At 46.4% G+C, this 15765-nt stretch carries 12 protein-coding genes and 1 pseudogene; 4 read left to right on the forward strand and 9 right to left on the reverse strand.

Annotated features, from left to right (window positions below):
* Nucleotides 1-362, reverse strand: a pseudogene (locus BUA78_RS20020) (collagen-like protein); the annotation flags it as partial.
* Between the two features lie 260 nt (nt 363-622).
* On the opposite strand from BUA78_RS20020, the gene BUA78_RS00030 reads away from it, so the two are divergent.
* The 4 genes from BUA78_RS00030 (at nt 623) to BUA78_RS20775 (ending at nt 3135) form a co-directional block, all read left to right on the forward strand.
* Nucleotides 623-1012 (forward strand): PadR family transcriptional regulator, encoded by a 390-nt coding sequence (locus BUA78_RS00030; RefSeq protein ID WP_072910235.1) that lies wholly within the window; start codon nt 623-625, stop codon nt 1010-1012.
* A 44-nt stretch (nt 1013-1056) separates the two neighbouring features.
* Nucleotides 1057-2022: a biotin synthase BioB gene (locus BUA78_RS00035; protein ID WP_072910236.1), complete on the forward strand. Its 966-nt coding sequence runs from the start codon at nt 1057-1059 to the stop codon at nt 2020-2022.
* A 359-nt stretch (nt 2023-2381) separates the two neighbouring features.
* Nucleotides 2382-2531 carry a sporulation protein YjcZ gene (locus BUA78_RS19810; RefSeq protein ID WP_139257204.1) on the forward strand — a complete coding sequence of 50 codons (150 nt, stop codon included), beginning with the start codon at nt 2382-2384 and terminating at the stop codon, nt 2529-2531.
* A gap of 469 nt (nt 2532-3000) precedes the next feature.
* Nucleotides 3001-3135: a hypothetical protein gene (locus BUA78_RS20775; protein WP_274377359.1), complete on the forward strand. Its 135-nt coding sequence runs from the start codon at nt 3001-3003 to the stop codon at nt 3133-3135.
* A 311-nt stretch (nt 3136-3446) separates the two neighbouring features.
* On the opposite strand, the gene BUA78_RS00040 is transcribed toward BUA78_RS20775, so the two are convergent.
* From BUA78_RS00040 to BUA78_RS00075, 8 genes are all read right to left on the reverse strand, one after another.
* Entirely contained in the window at nt 3447-4904 is a 1458-nt protein-coding gene (locus tag BUA78_RS00040; RefSeq protein ID WP_072910237.1) for a glutamate synthase subunit beta, read from the reverse strand.
* Between the two features lie 39 nt (nt 4905-4943).
* Nucleotides 4944-9470, reverse strand: a complete 4527-nt coding sequence (gene gltB, locus BUA78_RS00045; RefSeq protein WP_072910238.1) for a glutamate synthase large subunit — start codon at nt 9468-9470, stop codon at nt 4944-4946.
* A 290-nt stretch (nt 9471-9760) separates the two neighbouring features.
* Nucleotides 9761-11095, reverse strand: a complete 1335-nt coding sequence (glnA, locus tag BUA78_RS00050; RefSeq protein WP_072910239.1) for a type I glutamate--ammonia ligase — start codon at nt 11093-11095, stop codon at nt 9761-9763.
* A gap of 146 nt (nt 11096-11241) precedes the next feature.
* On the reverse strand, nt 11242-11826 hold the full coding sequence (locus BUA78_RS00055; RefSeq protein WP_072910240.1) for an ANTAR domain-containing response regulator: 585 nt from the start codon (nt 11824-11826) through the stop codon (nt 11242-11244).
* 185 nt (nt 11827-12011) lie between these two features.
* Complete coding sequence (locus BUA78_RS00060) at nt 12012-12350, reverse strand: P-II family nitrogen regulator (RefSeq protein ID WP_072910241.1); 339 nt, start codon at nt 12348-12350, stop codon at nt 12012-12014.
* Between the two features lie 11 nt (nt 12351-12361).
* Nucleotides 12362-13738, reverse strand: a complete 1377-nt coding sequence (locus tag BUA78_RS00065; RefSeq protein ID WP_072910242.1) for an ammonium transporter — start codon at nt 13736-13738, stop codon at nt 12362-12364.
* A 322-nt stretch (nt 13739-14060) separates the two neighbouring features.
* The gene (locus tag BUA78_RS00070) at nt 14061-14864 is read right to left on the reverse strand and encodes an ABC transporter ATP-binding protein (protein WP_072910243.1); all 804 of its coding nucleotides are present in this window, start codon (nt 14862-14864) and stop codon (nt 14061-14063) included.
* Entirely contained in the window at nt 14842-15759 is a 918-nt protein-coding gene (locus BUA78_RS00075) for an ABC transporter permease (RefSeq protein ID WP_072910244.1), read from the reverse strand. The genes BUA78_RS00070 and BUA78_RS00075 overlap by 23 nt, the downstream gene beginning before the upstream one ends.
* Between the last annotated feature and the right edge of the window lie 6 nt (nt 15760-15765).

Genomic DNA, 15765 nt, shown 5'->3' on the forward strand with positions numbered 1-15765 from the left:
GGACCGGTGGGTCCGATTGCTCCGGTAGGTCCAGTTGGGCCAATAGGTCCAGTAGGACCAGTGGCACCGATAGGTCCGGTAGCACCCCTTGGGCCAGTGGGTCCGGTGGGACCGGTAGCACCTCTTGGGCCAGTGGGTCCGGTGGGACCAGTAGCACCTCTTGGGCCTCTTGGGCCGGTAGGCCCAATTAGACAGTCACAGCAATCATCAAAATCACAGCAGTCATCCCAGCCAGTACAGTCGTCAAAATCATTGCAGTCATCGTGGTCATTACAATGATCGCAATTATCCCATCCATAGTAATCAGTATCGCATGGTTTAGTACATTTATTTTTTTTATCAAACCACCTATTATTGCACAAAGTGAATCGTAACCTCCCCGCTTAATTAATGGTATTTTTTCCATATTACGGGGGAGTGGCGCAATAGGTTACACTCTTACAAAAATTTTTAAGATTACTCATTAAAAATATTTTATATCTCATAAGTGTTTTGTTTTCTGAAAACCACGACACATCCAGTTTCTTAAAACCAATTAATGAGTTTTTCTTGACAATCCAAATAAGGTAAATCATACTAAAGATATTAGTATCAGACTATATCTGTTATAGGAGAATATCTTATGTTAGATTTTGACAAGTGCCCTTGTTCGGGAAGTAACCTTGACAGATTAATTCAGCCAATGATTTTGATGAATCTGGCTCAGGAAGACCTATATGGCTATAAAATTGTTCAGCGAATTGCAGATTCACCTATGTTCAAAGGAAATAAACCAGATGGAACCGGTGTTTATCGCTCCCTTAAAGCAATGGAACAACGGGGATTAGTTGTGTCCTCTTGGTCTTTGGATAACACAGGACCGGCAAAACGATTTTACCATCTGACCAATGTGGGAGAAGAATGCCTCTCCCGTTGGCTGAGTACCTTGGAAGAATACCGCAAAGCCATCGGAATGTTGTTGGAAGATGTACATAAGGCATGTGCTCATACCAAGCGTGGTAAAGGGGATTGAAAAATCTAGGGAATTCATAGAGTAATCTGCTAAGGAGGAATAGTATGTCAATTTCTGATTTATTAGCATCAATAAAAAGTGGTGAAATCGTAAACAAAGATGACGCGATCAGTCTGTTAAATATTGATTGCCGGCATGATGATTTTTACAAACTGTTATCCACTGCAAATTACCTATCCCGTACTGAGTACAATAATCAAGGTTTGATTTTTGCCCAAATAGGTATCAATGCAGAGCCCTGTTCCATTAATTGCCGTTTTTGTTCAATGGGACAAGGCCATTACACCTTACCGGTTACAGGAAGGAAAAAGATCGATGAAATACTATCAGAATTAGAGTTATTGGTTGCCAATAACATTCATGATTTTTTCTTAATGACCACAGCAGATTATCCAGTTAATGCCTTTATGGATATTGCTAAAACTGTAAGAAAGAATTTGCCTGACCATATTAGATTTGTTGCTAATATAGGCGATTTTAATTATGAAACAGCTAAGAAGCTCAAGGAAATTGGATTTACTGGGGCTTATCATATTCATCGATTAAGAGAAGGCATTGATACTACGATAAGGCCTGAAATTAGAATAAATACCCTTAACGCTATTCGTGATGCCGGTTTGGAATTATACTATTGTGTTGAACCCATTGGTCCTGAGCATTCCTATGAGGAATTAGTGACAGAAATGATTAGAGCAAGGGATTATCATGTTAAGGTTATGGCAGTTATGCGACGTATCCCTGTAAAGGGAACACCCTTATATGATAAAGGGCAAATTACTGCCATAGAATTAAGCAAAATTGCTGCAGTAGCGAGACTTGTTACCCGTCCTAAGAGGGCTATGAATGCCCATGAGGTCACTCAAATGACTCTATTAGCTGGTGTTAATCAACTTTATGCTGAATACGGGGCCAATCCACGGGATACAGCATCCCAAACTGAAAAAAATCGGGGCTTTTCTGTACAGCAAGCTCAGAACATGCTGTGGGAAGCTGGTTATGTAACTACTTAAGCCGGCACACACCCCGAAAGGTATAACCAATCCAAATTTCTCTAAAAAATAAAGCTACTAGAATCCCTTTTTATCGGGTTTCTAGTAGCTTTTTGTTATGTGTTTACGAGTTTACTAATAAATGGGCTTCCCTTGCCCCCTTGACTGGTTAGCAGGGTTTTTGCAATTGGCAGTGGTCCTTCTTGTTAGTTGAGGTCTGCTCATGTAGGTGGGCAATCTTGTTGTAAATCAGTGCTGCTTTGCCCGTCTTCAGGATTCTTGGAGATAGTCAAAAATTAAAAATTACTATTTTAATATTGTAACACCTAAACTGGATTTCCATAGAATGTATTAATCTAAAAGCAAAGGAGGATATACTCATGGGATTTGGAATTAATGGCGGATGTGGCGGCGGCTGCAATGACGGTTGCGGATGTGGTGGATTTGATCCTGCATTTATTATCTTTTTAATCCTTATTCTACTACTCTTAGGTATGCCGAATGGTGGATTTTTTAGTGCAAATCAATAAGTAGAATTGGATTAAAATCTGTCCAGTAATACTCAAAAAATAACTAACCATTTATTTATGGTTAGTTATTTTTTGAACCCATTGGTAAGACAAAAAACACAAAAAAGAATGCAGCAATGTAACAACTACGTTGTTTTTCCATATAATGTATTATCATAAAGCAAAGGAGGAATATACATGGGATTCGGTTTTGGAGGCGTCGGTTTTGGAGGATGTTCTGATCCTGCGTTTATTATCTTTTTAATTCTTATTCTACTCCTTTTAGGTACACCCAGTGGTGGTTGCTGCAGAGCATAGTCGTAAGTGAACCCCCTAACAACGATACTCACCAAAATAACTAATCATAAATAAATGGTTAGTTATTTTTCATTCTTCAAGACCTAGCTTCAATAGGAAAAAATTCGTTACTGTAACACCTCATCAGCTCACCCATATACTGTACTAATCTATAAGCAAAGGAGGATTACCCATGGGAGACGGAGTTAAAAGCAGTTGTGGCGGAGGCGGCGGCTGTGGTTGTGGTGGAGGTTTTTTTGATCCTACGTTTATTATCTTCTTAATCCTTATTTTGCTCCTCTTAGGTACGAATGGTGGCTGCTGCTAGTCGTAAGTAAACCACGCCAACCATACATCCCAAAGGGGTGTTGCAAAACTACTTTTTTGCAACACCCCTTTTTTGGCATATCGGAAAGTATAAAACTTTCCGACATGCATAAGGGCAAACTTGGCTTCCGCCGGCGTCTAAAGACTTGGCGCAAGCCAAGTTTTTCTAATAGCAGGGGCGAACTTCATTCGTCCGAATGAACTACCCGCAGGGCTACACTGCTGTATCAAAATAATGAACGACCTCAGGTTGCCCCTAGGACACAACATCGGTTGATTGTGCAACAGTCCTATTTTTTATATGCTAATGGACTAAGAAAGATTGGTGCTACCCATTAAATAACGATCACATTCCCGCGCCGCGCCACGACCCTCGTTAATCGCCCAGATCACCAGACTTTGTCCCCGGCGCATATCCCCAGCAGCAAAAACACCCGGTAAATTGGTGGTAAATTGGCCATAGGCAGCCTGAACGTTACTGCGTTCATCCCGAGCTACACCCATTTGATCAAGTAATTGATCTTCCGGGCCGCTAAAGCCCATAGCTATCAACACTAAATTAGCAGGCCAGACTTTCTCAGATCCGATAACTTCCTTGGGTTCTAAACGATCTTGAGCATTCTTGACCCATTCAATCTGAACCGTATGCACCTCTTTAACTTGCCCCTGTGCATCACCAACCATTCTTTTTGTCATGCTGCAATATTGCCGCGGGTCACTTCCCTGCACGGCGATAGCTTCTTGCTGACCGTAATCAACTTTGTGTATTCTAGGGTATTCTGGCCAAGGGTTATTGGCTCCCCTTTGCAATGGGAGTTGGGGCATGATCTCCAATTGGACAACACTCCGACAGCCATGACGTAATGCCGTGCCAACACAGTCTGTGCCGGTGTCACCACCACCAATAACGAGTACATCCTTTCCTGCGGCAGAAATAAAACATCCGTCGGTGTGATTGGAATTGAGCAAACTCTTGGTATTTGCTCCGAGAAATTCCACGGCGTAGTGAATACCCTGAAGCTGGTTACCTTCCACTGATAATTGACGTGGTTTGGTGGCACCCCCACATAGAACAACTGCATTAAATTCATTAAGCAATTGAGCAGCAGGATAATCCTTCCCTACTTCTGTCTTGGTGACAAACTGAACCCCTTCTGCCACCAGCAGATCGACTCGTCTTTGCACGTATTGCTTTTCCAGCTTCATATTAGGGATACCATACACTAATAACCCGCCGACTCGATCAGCCCTTTCAAAAACAGTAACCCAATGTCCGGCCTTATTGAGTTGGGCTGCACAGGCTAGGCCGGCTGGACCGGAGCCTACCACAGCAACCTTTTTGCCGGTGCGTTTGGCAGGAGGCTGAGCCATCACCCAGCCCTCGGCAAAGGCTTTTTCGATAATCGCGCATTCAATGCCTTTAATGCTTACCGCTGTATCAATCAGCCCTGTTGTACAAGCACCTTCGCAAAGGGCTGGACAAACCCGACCAGTAAACTCAGGAAAATTATTGGTTTTGCTTAGTCGATTGTAAGCTTCCCGCCATAAACCCCGATAAACTAGATCGTTCCACTCCAGTGGCAGGTTATGGTTGGGACAGCCGTTATGACAAAAGGGTGTTCCACAGTCCATGCAGCGTGCTGCCTGAGTTTCTAGTTTTGCTTCAGGCAAGTGATCATAAAATGCTTGCCAATCCTTGATTCGCTCTAAGGGAATACGCTCTGTGGCGACTTCCCTGTTGTATTCCATAAATCCGCTAGGTTTACCCATGATGTACCCTCCTAACCACTGTCTCGAGACATTGCCTACTTATTTTCTAAGTTCCATGGTTTCCGTGATGCGTTTGTAATCCATAGGAATAACTCTGACAAAATTAGGCAGTAGGCTTTGCCAATTATTTAACACTCGCTTGGCCAATGTGCTTTGCGTATATTGTAAATGCCGCTCAATGAGACTTTGCACAGCTTTCATCTCTTCAGGGTTTGCCAACCTTTCTAAAAGAACCATGTCTTTGTTGCAGCGGCTGGGAAAAGTACCGTCTTCGTCTAACACATAGGCGATACCACCGGACATGCCTGCAGCAAAGTTTCGGCCAGTGCTACCTAATACCACGACTCGCCCTCCGGTCATGTACTCGCAGCCGTGGTCGCCCACTCCTTCCACAACCGCCTGGACGCCACTATTTCTGACGCAGAACCTTTCTCCGGCGATGCCCCGGATATAGGCTTCGCCATCAGTGGCCCCATAGAATGCCACGTTACCAACGATAATATTTTCTTCGGGCACAAAGGTAGCGGTAGCAGGGGGTGAAACAATTACCTTGCCACCGGATAGCCCTTTCCCGAGATAATCATTGGCATCGCCGACCAGGTTTAGGGTCAGCCCCTTGGGTACAAAGGCTGCAAAACTTTGTCCCGCGGTGCCCTCAAAGGTTATCTGAATCGTATCCTCTGGCAATCCTGCTGCTCCGTAACGTCTGGATACTTCACTACCTAACAGGGTACCAACCACCCGGTTGACATTACGAATGGGTACTTTGGCCTCCACCCTTTGGCCTTGTTCCAGGGCAGGTTGGCAGAGCGTAAGCAATAACTGACTATCCAGGGACTGTTCTAGCCTGTGGTCCTGGGGCACACATTGGTAGCGACTAACATTCTCCGCTACAACCGGTTGGTGAAGCAATACAGACAAATCCAAACCTTTTCTTTTCCAGTGGCCGGCAGCAGTCTCTACTTCCAGGACGTTCGTTTGTCCAATCATTTCGTGAATGGTTCGGAAGCCTAACTGGGCCATAATTTCTCGCATTTCCTGAGCAATAAAATGCATTAGGTTTACCACATACTCTGGTTTCCCTTTGAAATTTTTACGAAGTTCCGGGTTTTGGGTGGCCACACCCACGGGGCAAGTATCCAGATTACAGATACGCATCATCACGCAGCCAAGAGTAACCAGAGGTGCTGTGGCGAAACCGTACTCCTCCGCACCCAGCAGGGTGGCAATGACCACATCTCGACCAGTCATCAATTTACCATCGGTCTCAACCACGATTCTGTCCCGCAAATTATTCAGCAACAGGGTTTGGTGGGTTTCCGCTAAGCCTAATTCCCAGGGTAAACCGGCATGCTTAATGCTGGTTCTTGGGGATGCACCCGTGCCGCCATCATAACCGCTAATCAATACTCCGTCGGCCCGCCCTTTGGCAACCCCTGCAGCAATGGTACCTACCCCTATCTCCGAAACCAATTTCACGGTAATTTTGGCTCTGGGGTTGGCATTTTTTAGATCATGAATTAATTCGGCCAAGTCTTCGATGGAATAAATATCGTGGTGTGGTGGGGGTGAGATAAGTCCAACACCCGCCGTAGTTCCCCGTACTTCGGCAATCCAAGGGTAGACTTTTTTACCAGGCAGTTGCCCCCCTTCACCGGGTTTAGCACCTTGGGCCATTTTAATTTGAATTTCATCTGCATTTACTAAATAGTGGCTTGTTACGCCAAACCGTCCAGAAGCTACCTGTTTAATGGCACTGCGCCGGGAGTCACCGTTAGCATCCGGCAGAAAGCGGGACGGATCTTCCCCTCCTTCACCGGTATTACTTTTGCCCCCAAGCCGGTTCATGGCAATGGCTAGACATTCATGGGCCTCTTTACTGATAGAACCGTAAGACATAGCCCCTGTTTTAAAACGGCGACAAATAGCCTCCACAGATTCCACTTCATCAAGGGGTATCGGTTTTCTGTTTGTTGTAAAGGCAAATAGGCCACGTAAGGTGCAGCTTTTCCCTGCCTCATTAATCAGTGCGGAATATTTTTTAAAGGTAGCATAGTCGTTGTTCCAGCAAGCCTGTTGTAAGTAGTGAATGCTTTGTGGATTATATAGATGCTCTTCGCCGTTATAACGCCATTGGTGAGAAGATCCGGCATCCAGGGTCGTGTCATGACCCGCTTGCTCTGAATAGGCTCGCTGGTGACGTAGGCCTGTTTCCTGGGCGATGGCGGCCAAGTCAAGACCTCCAATACGGGAAGGTGTCCAGGTAAAATATTGCTCAATAACGGCTGGATGGATGCCAATGGCCTCGAATATTTGAGCCCCGCAGTAACTTTGGATCGTGGAAATACCCATTTTCGACATGATCTTAACGACGCCCTTAGTGGCAGCCTTAAGGTAGTTCTTCACTGCTTCTCGGTGGCTTACTTCGGTCAGGTAGCCCTGGTCAATCAAGCTATGGAGGGTCGCCAATGCCAGATAGGGGTTGATGGCACTGACACCATAGCCCAGTAAAACAGCAAAATGGTGCACTTCCCGGGGTTCGCCGGATTCCAGGATTAGGCTTACCTGGGTACGGGTCCCCTCTCGGATCAAGTGGTGGTGCAGCCCCGCAACAGCCAACAGGGCTGGCAGGGCAGCGTTTGCCGCGTTGATGTCCCGATCGGATAAAATCAATAGATTGGCTCCCTCTCTGATGGCAAGGTCTGCTGCTTGAAAGAGCTCCTGTAAAGCTTTCGCCAAGCCTTGGCAGCCTGCCTCTACTGGATACAGCATAGAGAGTGTCGCTGCTTGCAAACCTTCACGGTGGAGCCCCTTCAGCCGGCTCAGTTCTTCATTGCTGAGCAAGGGTGATGTTAGTTTGATTCTCCGGCAACTGTCTGGTTTCGGCTCAATTAGATTTTTTTCTGAACCAAGGGTGACGCCGATGGCTGTAATGAGTTCTTCTCTGATCGCATCAATCGGTGGATTGGTAACCTGGGCGAACAATTGTTTGAAATAGTTATATAACAGTTGCGGTTTTTCAGACAAAACAGCCAACGAGGCATCATGACCCATGGCCCCCACCGGGTCAACGGCACTACTAGCCATGGGAACTAGGATTTTCATCAGATCCTCATGGGTATAACCAAAGGCTTGCTGCTGTTGCAAAAGCTTTTCCGGTGCCCAGCTTTTTTCCACCGGGGATTCCGGCAGATCGTCTAGGTTCACCAGATAATCATTAATCCACTGGCGGTAGGGTTGTTGTCCGGCGATACTTTCCTTTAATTCTTTATCCGTAACAATGCGGCCCTCTGCTGTGTCCACCAGCAACATGCGACCTGGCTGTAAGCGTTTCTTATAGGCAATATTCGCCGGATTGATATCCAGTACACCAACTTCTGAGGCTAGGATAATTAAATCGTCTTTGGTTACATAATAACGGGAAGGCCTAAGTCCGTTGCGATCCAGGGAGGCGCCGATGATTTTGCCGTCCGTAAAGGCAATGGCGGCCGGGCCGTCCCAGGGTTCCATCAAACAACTGTGAAATTCATAAAAAGCTTTCTTAGCATCACTCATACTTTCGTGATGATCCCAGGGCTCGGGAATCATCATCATAACTGCCTGGGGCAGTGACCGACCTGACAGATAAAAAAACTCCAGGCAGTTGTCAAACATACCGGAATCACTGCCTTGTTGATCAATCACCGGTAGAATTTTCTTCATATCCTCCCCAAACAAGGGCGAGCTACACAGGGCCTGACGGGCACGCATCCAATTGACATTGCCCCGTAAGGTATTGAATTCACCATTGTGAATGATATAACGGTAGGGGTGAGCCCTTTCCCAACTGGGAAAGGTATTGGTGCTAAACCGAGAATGAACGAGAGCCAAGGCAATTTCTAAAGTAGGGTCTTGTAAATCAAGATAAAATTGATCTAACTGCTCCGGCGTGAGCATTCCTTTATAGACAATGGTTCTGGCAGATAGGCTGGCAATGTAAAAGGTTTCGCCAGTTGGCAGCAGTAAAGGTTGCATCTCTTTTTCAGCCCGTTTTCTAATAATATAAAGTTTACGTTCAAAATCAAGGTGCTGCATTTGGCCCTGGGCCCCGATAAAAACTTGCACGATGGAAGGTTGGGCTAGTTTTGCTGTTTCGCCTAGCAGTGAGTCATCCACAGGCACATCTCGCCAACCCAGCAGGGTTTGGCCTTCTTCTTCAATGATCCGTGTTATTGTTTGCTGGCATTCTTGACGTTTCGTGGGAGACTGGGGTAAAAACAACATGCCTACGCCATACTGTTCTGCCGGCGGCAGCTTGATATTTAACCGGGCACACTCTTTGGCCAGGAAGCTATGCGGTAGCTGCATCAGAATGCCCGCACCGTCACCTGTATTGGTTTCTGCTCCTTGCCCGCCACGGTGATCCAGATTAACCAAAATGGTGAGAGCTTTGTGTAAAATATCATTGGATTTTTTTCCTTTGATGTTGGCGACAAAGCCAATACCACAGGCATCATGTTCAAAGCTGGGGTCGTATAGTCCTTGCTTGGGGGGTAATCCATAGTTTGTGGGAGACATCATAGTCATCTTTCATTACCTCCTATTTCTGACACGAAAGAAAAATAAAAAAAGCCCACAAACAGATAAACGTAACAGATTATCTGTTGCAGGCTTCATTGCCATTAGTTCAGCACATCATTGTGCTGTTTGATTTATTTTTAATTATATAGAGCAGAATAGCAAAAAGCTATACCCCTTTTAAATGAATTATGTATACTAAACAGCATAAAAAAGCAAACTCGCCCGTTAGAACGAGTTTGCAAATTGTAGGTAAAATCTACGCCGACAATCTGGCAATGCCAACGCTACGCTCTCTTTTAATACAAGGTGAGGTATTTCTTGACTTCCCAATCGTGCACCGCGGTTCTAAAATCATCCCACTCTGCCTGCTTGCCAGCTACCAAATTTTTTAAGATATGATCGCCCAGCACCGAGGAGATAACAGGGTTAGCTTGCAGTTCCAGGATAGCTTCCTGCAGGCTGGCGGGTAGACTGGCGATCCCTGCCAAGTCCCGATCATCTGCAGACATATGATAAATATTGCGTTCAGTAACTTCCGGCGGGGCAATTTTATTCTTAATACCATCCAGGCCAGCCTTCAAGGCTGCTGCAATGGCCAGGTAGGGGTTACAGGATGGGTCGGGGTTGCGTAATTCCACCCGGGTGGACAACCCACGTTTAGCTGGAATGCGAATCAACGAGCTGCGGTTGGCTAAGGACCAAGCTACATAACAAGGAGCTTCATAACCGGGCACTAGGCGTTTGTAAGAGTTGACGTTAGGGTTGGTCAAGGCTGCAAAGGAACGGGCATGTTTAACCAAACCTCCAATGTAGTATTTGGCAGTTTCACTAAGTTGGTCTGGAGTGCTGGGGTCATAGAAGGCATTTTCACCAGCCAAAGTAAATAAAGACTGATTCATATGCATACCAGAACCGTTAATGCCAAAGATCGGTTTGGGCATAAAGCTGGCATGTAAGCCGTGCCGCTGGGCAATGGTGCGTACAACAAATTTAAAGGTCATAATTTTATCGGCCACATCCAGAGCATCGGAATACTTGAAGTCAATCTCGTGTTGACCGGGGGCCACTTCATGGTGGGAAGCTTCAATTTCAAAACCCATTTCCTCCAACGTAAGCACCATAAAACGTCGGGCATTTTCGCCCATATCAATAGGTGTCATATCAAAGTAGCCAGCTTGGTCATGGGTTTCCGTGGTGGGACGCCCTTCTTTATCAATATGGAAGAGGAAAAATTCGCATTCTGGACCTACATTCATGGTATAGCCCATTTCCTTGGCCTCCGCTAAAACCTTTTTTAAGGCATAACGGGGATCGCCCTGAAAGGGCGTGCCATCGGGATTATAAATATCACAAATCAGACGGGCCACAGCCCCTTCTCTGGGACGCCAGGGAAATACCACGAAGCTGGCAGGGTCTGGTTGCAGGTACATATCCGATTCTTCAATGCGAGTGAAGCCATGAATTGATGAACCATCAAACATCATTTCTCCATCCAGGGCTTTGCCCAGTTGCTCTACGGTAATAGCTACGTTTTTTAGAACACCAAAAATGTCCGTAAATTGCAGACGAACAAATTTTACACCCGACTCCCTGGCTTTTTCTAAAACTTCTTGCTTCCTTGCAGTATCCATGTTTATCCACCTTTCTCTTTACTAAATTTAATCGGAAAATAACAAGCGCCTTTTATGAAAGGAAAACATTCCATTCCTTTCATAAAAGGCGCCATTGCCCCTAGCAGTACAGCATCGTACCTAATTATGCAGGTGTCAGGTCTAGGTTAAACATCTTGCATAGCATGCGCCATAAGAATTGCTTCTGCCACCGCACGCATCGACATGCGTTTATTCATGCTCTGTTTCTGAATTCGACGAAAAGCCTCTTCTTCATTCAAATGACTGGTTTTCATTAAAATGCCTTTGGCTTTTTCTACTAATTTCCTGGTCTCAATGTTGTGCTTGAGTTCCTTAATCTGCTTTTCCAGCTTAATAATTTCTTGGTAATTACCTAATGCCAGTTCCACGGCAGGCAGCAAGTGGTACTCTTCCAGGGGTTTAACCAAAATGCTTGATACTCGGGCCTCCTTCGCCTTGATTAGCAATTCCTGCTGCAGATAATCCGTCGTGATAATAATCGGCCCAATTTTATCCTCATACATAATACGAGCTACCTCAAGACCGCCTAGCCCAGGGATTTTGTCATGAATGATTAACAAGTCAGGCTCCCGGGTTCGCGCCAGTTTTAAAGCAGCGGGACCGTCACAGACTTCCCCCACTACCATAAAATCTAATTTGGTTAACAAAGATTTTAGGTGCTTTAAAGAAGCATAGTCTGTATCGACAATCAAAATTCGCGCATTCGCCACTGAAAGTCACCTCGCAAACGCAAAAAGCCCAGACAGATAAACATCTGTTCTGGGCGACATTGCCACAATAGGACACAGCGCTGTGTCCTGCTATTTACTTGCTTTTATTATAGGCAGTGCATCTTAGCTAGTCAATAGATTTCCTTATTGTATACATAACACTTTTTCTGTTCTCCATAGGGAATTTAAACAGCATCCTCCCCCTGCTCGCCTGTTCTGATACGAACAACATTACTTACCGGGTAAATAAAGATTTTTCCATCCCCAATTTCTCCGCTATAGGCAGCTTCCCGGATGGCTTTTATGCATTGATCCACCCATTGTTCTCTGACAATAACCTCTACCTTCACTTTGGGTAACAGGTTAATACTATACTCAGCTCCTCGGTATACTTCAGTGCGACCCTTTTGGTGGCCGCAACCGATAACCTGGGAAACAGTCATGCCATGAATACCAAGTTTATTCAGGGCATCCTTTACTTCTTCTAATTTACCGGGACGGATAACCGCTTCTATTTTGTTCATATTCTTTCCTCCTAAACAGTTTTGACCAGTGTCTTAGGGGCCTCGATGGAAACCTTTGTTTCTTTGGCAAAGGAGCCGATAAAATCATCAGTATAGGCATAAGCATTTTCCCCGTGTACCGAGATATCAAGACCCATTATTTCGTCATCTGCAGAGACTCTTAGGCTCATGAAAGTACTGATTACCTTTAAAATGATGAAAGTAGCTAACGTAGCAAAGAGGATAGTCGCACCAACTCCGATTAGTTGATTTACCAGTAGGCTGGAGTTGCCATAGAACAGTCCGTCAGCACCGGCTGGGTTGACAGATGTACTGGCAAATAGCCCGGTAGCAATAGCTCCAAAGGCTCCCCCTACCCCGTGAATTCCGAAAGCATCTAGGGAATCATCGTAACCTAATTTTGTTTTAGCCACGGCCACTGCAAAATAACAAAGGGGGCTAACCAATAAGCCAATGATCAGGGCAGGCATGGCAGATACAAAACCGGCTGCTGGAGTAATGGCCACTAAGCCTGCTATCACACCGGAAATACAACCCAAAACGGTTGGTTTACCGTGGCTGAACCATTCCGTAAGGACCCAGGCTAAACCTCCGGCAGCGGCCGCAATGTGGGTTACTGCAAAGGCACTGGCTGCCAGACCGTTAGCGGCTAAGGTACTACCTGCATTAAAGCCAAACCAGCCAAACCAAAGCAGCGCTGCCCCTAAAACAGTCATCGGTAGGTTATGAGGAAGCATCGGTTCACTGCCATAGCCTTTTCTTTTACCAATTGCCAGGGCTGCCACCAGGCCAGTCACACCGGAACTAATGTGTACAACGGTACCTCCGGCGAAGTCTAAGGCACCAAGTTTCATGAGCCAACCACCACCCCAAACCCAGTGAGCGAGGGGAGCATACACCAGAGAGGACCAAATAACAATAAAGAGTAAGAAAGCTGAAAACCGCATTCTTTCTGCAATGGAACCAGTAATGATGGCAACTGTAATGAGGGCAAACATTAATTGGAAAACCATAAAAAGTAGATGGGGAATTGTGCCACCGGCGGGTTCTTGCCCTACGCCTTGGAGAAAGAGGTAATCCAGACCACCGATGAAGTCATTGGTATTGGGACTAAAGGCCAGGGTATAACCATATAAGACCCAGATGATTGATACAACACTCATCACGATAAAACTTAGCATAATGGTACTAAGTACATTTTTCTTGCGAACCATCCCACCATAAAATAACGCTAATCCGGGTGTCATAATCATAACCATGGCTGCGCAAATCAAGATAAAGGATGTATCCCCGGTATCAATGGTGGAAGTCTCCCCGGCAAAGGCTCTACCAGGAAGCAGTAACATCGTAAGCAGTACTGTAAGGTACGATAGTAGTTTACTTTTCATATGAATTCCTCCCCAAATTAATTATGGTGAAGTCAACTGGGGGTACCCTACCAGAAGGCTTCTCGAAGACAAAGGTGCTGGGAACAAGAGAATGTTTGCTCCCTTGTTTCCAGCACCTTTGCCTAAAAGCACATCATTGTGATTTTTTAAAAAACAAGGCCTAAGATTCGTACTACGAACCCTAGGCCTTCGTTGGCTTTTTTTGAGGGACATCTTTGTTCCCTGAGATATTGCTATTATAGTCTCTCCAATAGCAGATGGCAATACTCGAAACCCAAAAATCCTGTATACATTTAGGTTACATTTAGGTTATAGGGTCCCGTCACTCACCCGCTACCATCAGCATTCTATCGTTGACCATCGATTGGCCGCTGGCCTTTTTGAACATCTCTAGCAGATCGGGAATGCTGGTAGTTTGGCGCTTTTCTCCTTGCAGGTCTAGGATGATGCGACCTTCGTGCATCATGATGGTGCGGTTACCCAGGCGAAGGGCATCGGCCATGTTGTGGGTGACCATGAGGGTGGTCAGGTTGTGTTGAGCAACGAGTTTTTCGGTGAGTTCCAGCACCTTCTGGGCGGTATTGGGGTCGAGGGCCGCGGTATGCTCATCCAATAAGAGGATTTTGGGCGGTACCAGGGTGGCCATTAAGAGGGTTAGGGCCTGACGTTGGCCCCCGGAGAGTAGGCCCACCCGGGTAGTCAGTCGATTCTCCAAGCCCAGGCCCAATTTACTGAGCTGTTCCCGATAAAAATCTCGATCCTTGGCTTTAATGCCCCAACAAAGTTTTCGACGCAGGCCCCGTTTCAAGGCCAGCGCTAGATTTTCCTCAATGGTCATGGAGGCGGCGGTGCCCCGCAGGGGATCTTGGAAGACCCGCCCGATGAAGGGGGCCCGGTCATGTTCCGGCATCTGCTGTATCTCTTGTTGATCGATCCAGATCCGGCCTTCATCCAGCGGGTAGACACCGGCGATGCTATTTAATAAGGTAGATTTGCCTGCACCATTGCCGCCGATAACAGTAACCACTTCTCCGGCCTGCATTTTTAAAGATACACCGGACAGAGCCAGGCGCTCATTGACACTGCCTGGGTTAAAGGTTTTTTTAATTCCAACGAGCGACAGCATCTTGATTACCCCCTCTTTGCTTTTGGCGGCTTACTAATTTTTCCTTAATCAACGGTGAGGACATGGCTACTACCACCAACAGGGCTGTGAAAAGTTTAAGATCCGTGGTGGGTAAGCCCATTTGCATGACCAGGGCAATGACCGCCCGATAAACCAGCGAACCGGCTACTACTGCCAGCAAGGTTCGGCGCAGGCTACCGTTGCCAAAGATCACCTCACCCACGATAACGGAGGCCAGCCCCACCACGATCATGCCAATGCCCATCCCCACGTCGCTGAAGCTTTGATACTGAGCTACCAAAGCGCCGGATAGGGCCACCAGGCCGTTACCCAGCGCTAGGCCCATGATCTTGCTGGTGTCGGTATTGACCCCCAGGCTGCGGATCATTTGCTCATTATCGCCGGTTGCCCGCAGGGCTAGCCCCACCTCAGTTTGTAAGAAGAAGTAGATTAAGGCTGAGGTTAGCAGCACGGCCAGTAAACCAAAGGTGGCCACGGCCCATTCCCCTGGAACCCCCATGGCTGCAAAATCGGTGTAAAGGGTGTCCAGACGCAACAAAGATAGCATAGATTTATTGCCCATAATCCGCAGGTTAACCGAATAGAGGGCGATCATCATTAAGATACCGGATAACAAGGGGGCAATGCGCAGTTTGGTATTTAATAATCCGGTCAGCAAACCTGCCGCCAAGCCACAAACCAATGCCAGTAGCGTCCCTAGCCAGGGATCATGACCATCAAAAATCAGGCGAGCTGCCACCGCCGCTCCCAGGGTAAAGCTGCCATCCACAGTAAGATCGGGAAAATTCAATACCCGGAAGGTGATGTAGACTCCCAGCACCATGATACCCCACAAGAAACCCTGTTCAATTACACCCAGCCCAATCGCTGTCATATTTAT

This window comes from Desulforamulus aeronauticus DSM 10349, from assembly GCF_900142375.1.
GTDB classification, from domain to species: domain Bacteria; phylum Bacillota; class Desulfotomaculia; order Desulfotomaculales; family Desulfotomaculaceae; genus Desulfotomaculum; species Desulfotomaculum aeronauticum.

Coding starts and splice junctions, on each gene's coding strand:
- BUA78_RS00030 (WP_072910235.1), top strand. CDS start 623: ATGTTAGATTTTGACAAGTGCCCTTGTTCGGGAAGTAACCTTGACAGA.
- BUA78_RS00035 (WP_072910236.1), top strand. CDS start 1,057: ATGTCAATTTCTGATTTATTAGCATCAATAAAAAGTGGTGAAATCGTA.
- BUA78_RS19810 (WP_139257204.1), top strand. CDS start 2,382: ATGGGATTTGGAATTAATGGCGGATGTGGCGGCGGCTGCAATGACGGT.
- BUA78_RS20775 (WP_274377359.1), top strand. CDS start 3,001: ATGGGAGACGGAGTTAAAAGCAGTTGTGGCGGAGGCGGCGGCTGTGGT.
- BUA78_RS00040 (WP_072910237.1), bottom strand. CDS start 4,904: ATGGGTAAACCTAGCGGATTTATGGAATACAACAGGGAAGTCGCCACA.
- gltB (WP_072910238.1), bottom strand. CDS start 9,470: ATGACTATGATGTCTCCCACAAACTATGGATTACCCCCCAAGCAAGGA.
- glnA (WP_072910239.1), bottom strand. CDS start 11,095: ATGGATACTGCAAGGAAGCAAGAAGTTTTAGAAAAAGCCAGGGAGTCG.
- BUA78_RS00060 (WP_072910241.1), bottom strand. CDS start 12,350: ATGAACAAAATAGAAGCGGTTATCCGTCCCGGTAAATTAGAAGAAGTA.
- BUA78_RS00065 (WP_072910242.1), bottom strand. CDS start 13,738: ATGAAAAGTAAACTACTATCGTACCTTACAGTACTGCTTACGATGTTA.
- BUA78_RS00070 (WP_072910243.1), bottom strand. CDS start 14,864: ATGCTGTCGCTCGTTGGAATTAAAAAAACCTTTAACCCAGGCAGTGTC.
- BUA78_RS00075 (WP_072910244.1), bottom strand. CDS start 15,759: ATGACAGCGATTGGGCTGGGTGTAATTGAACAGGGTTTCTTGTGGGGT.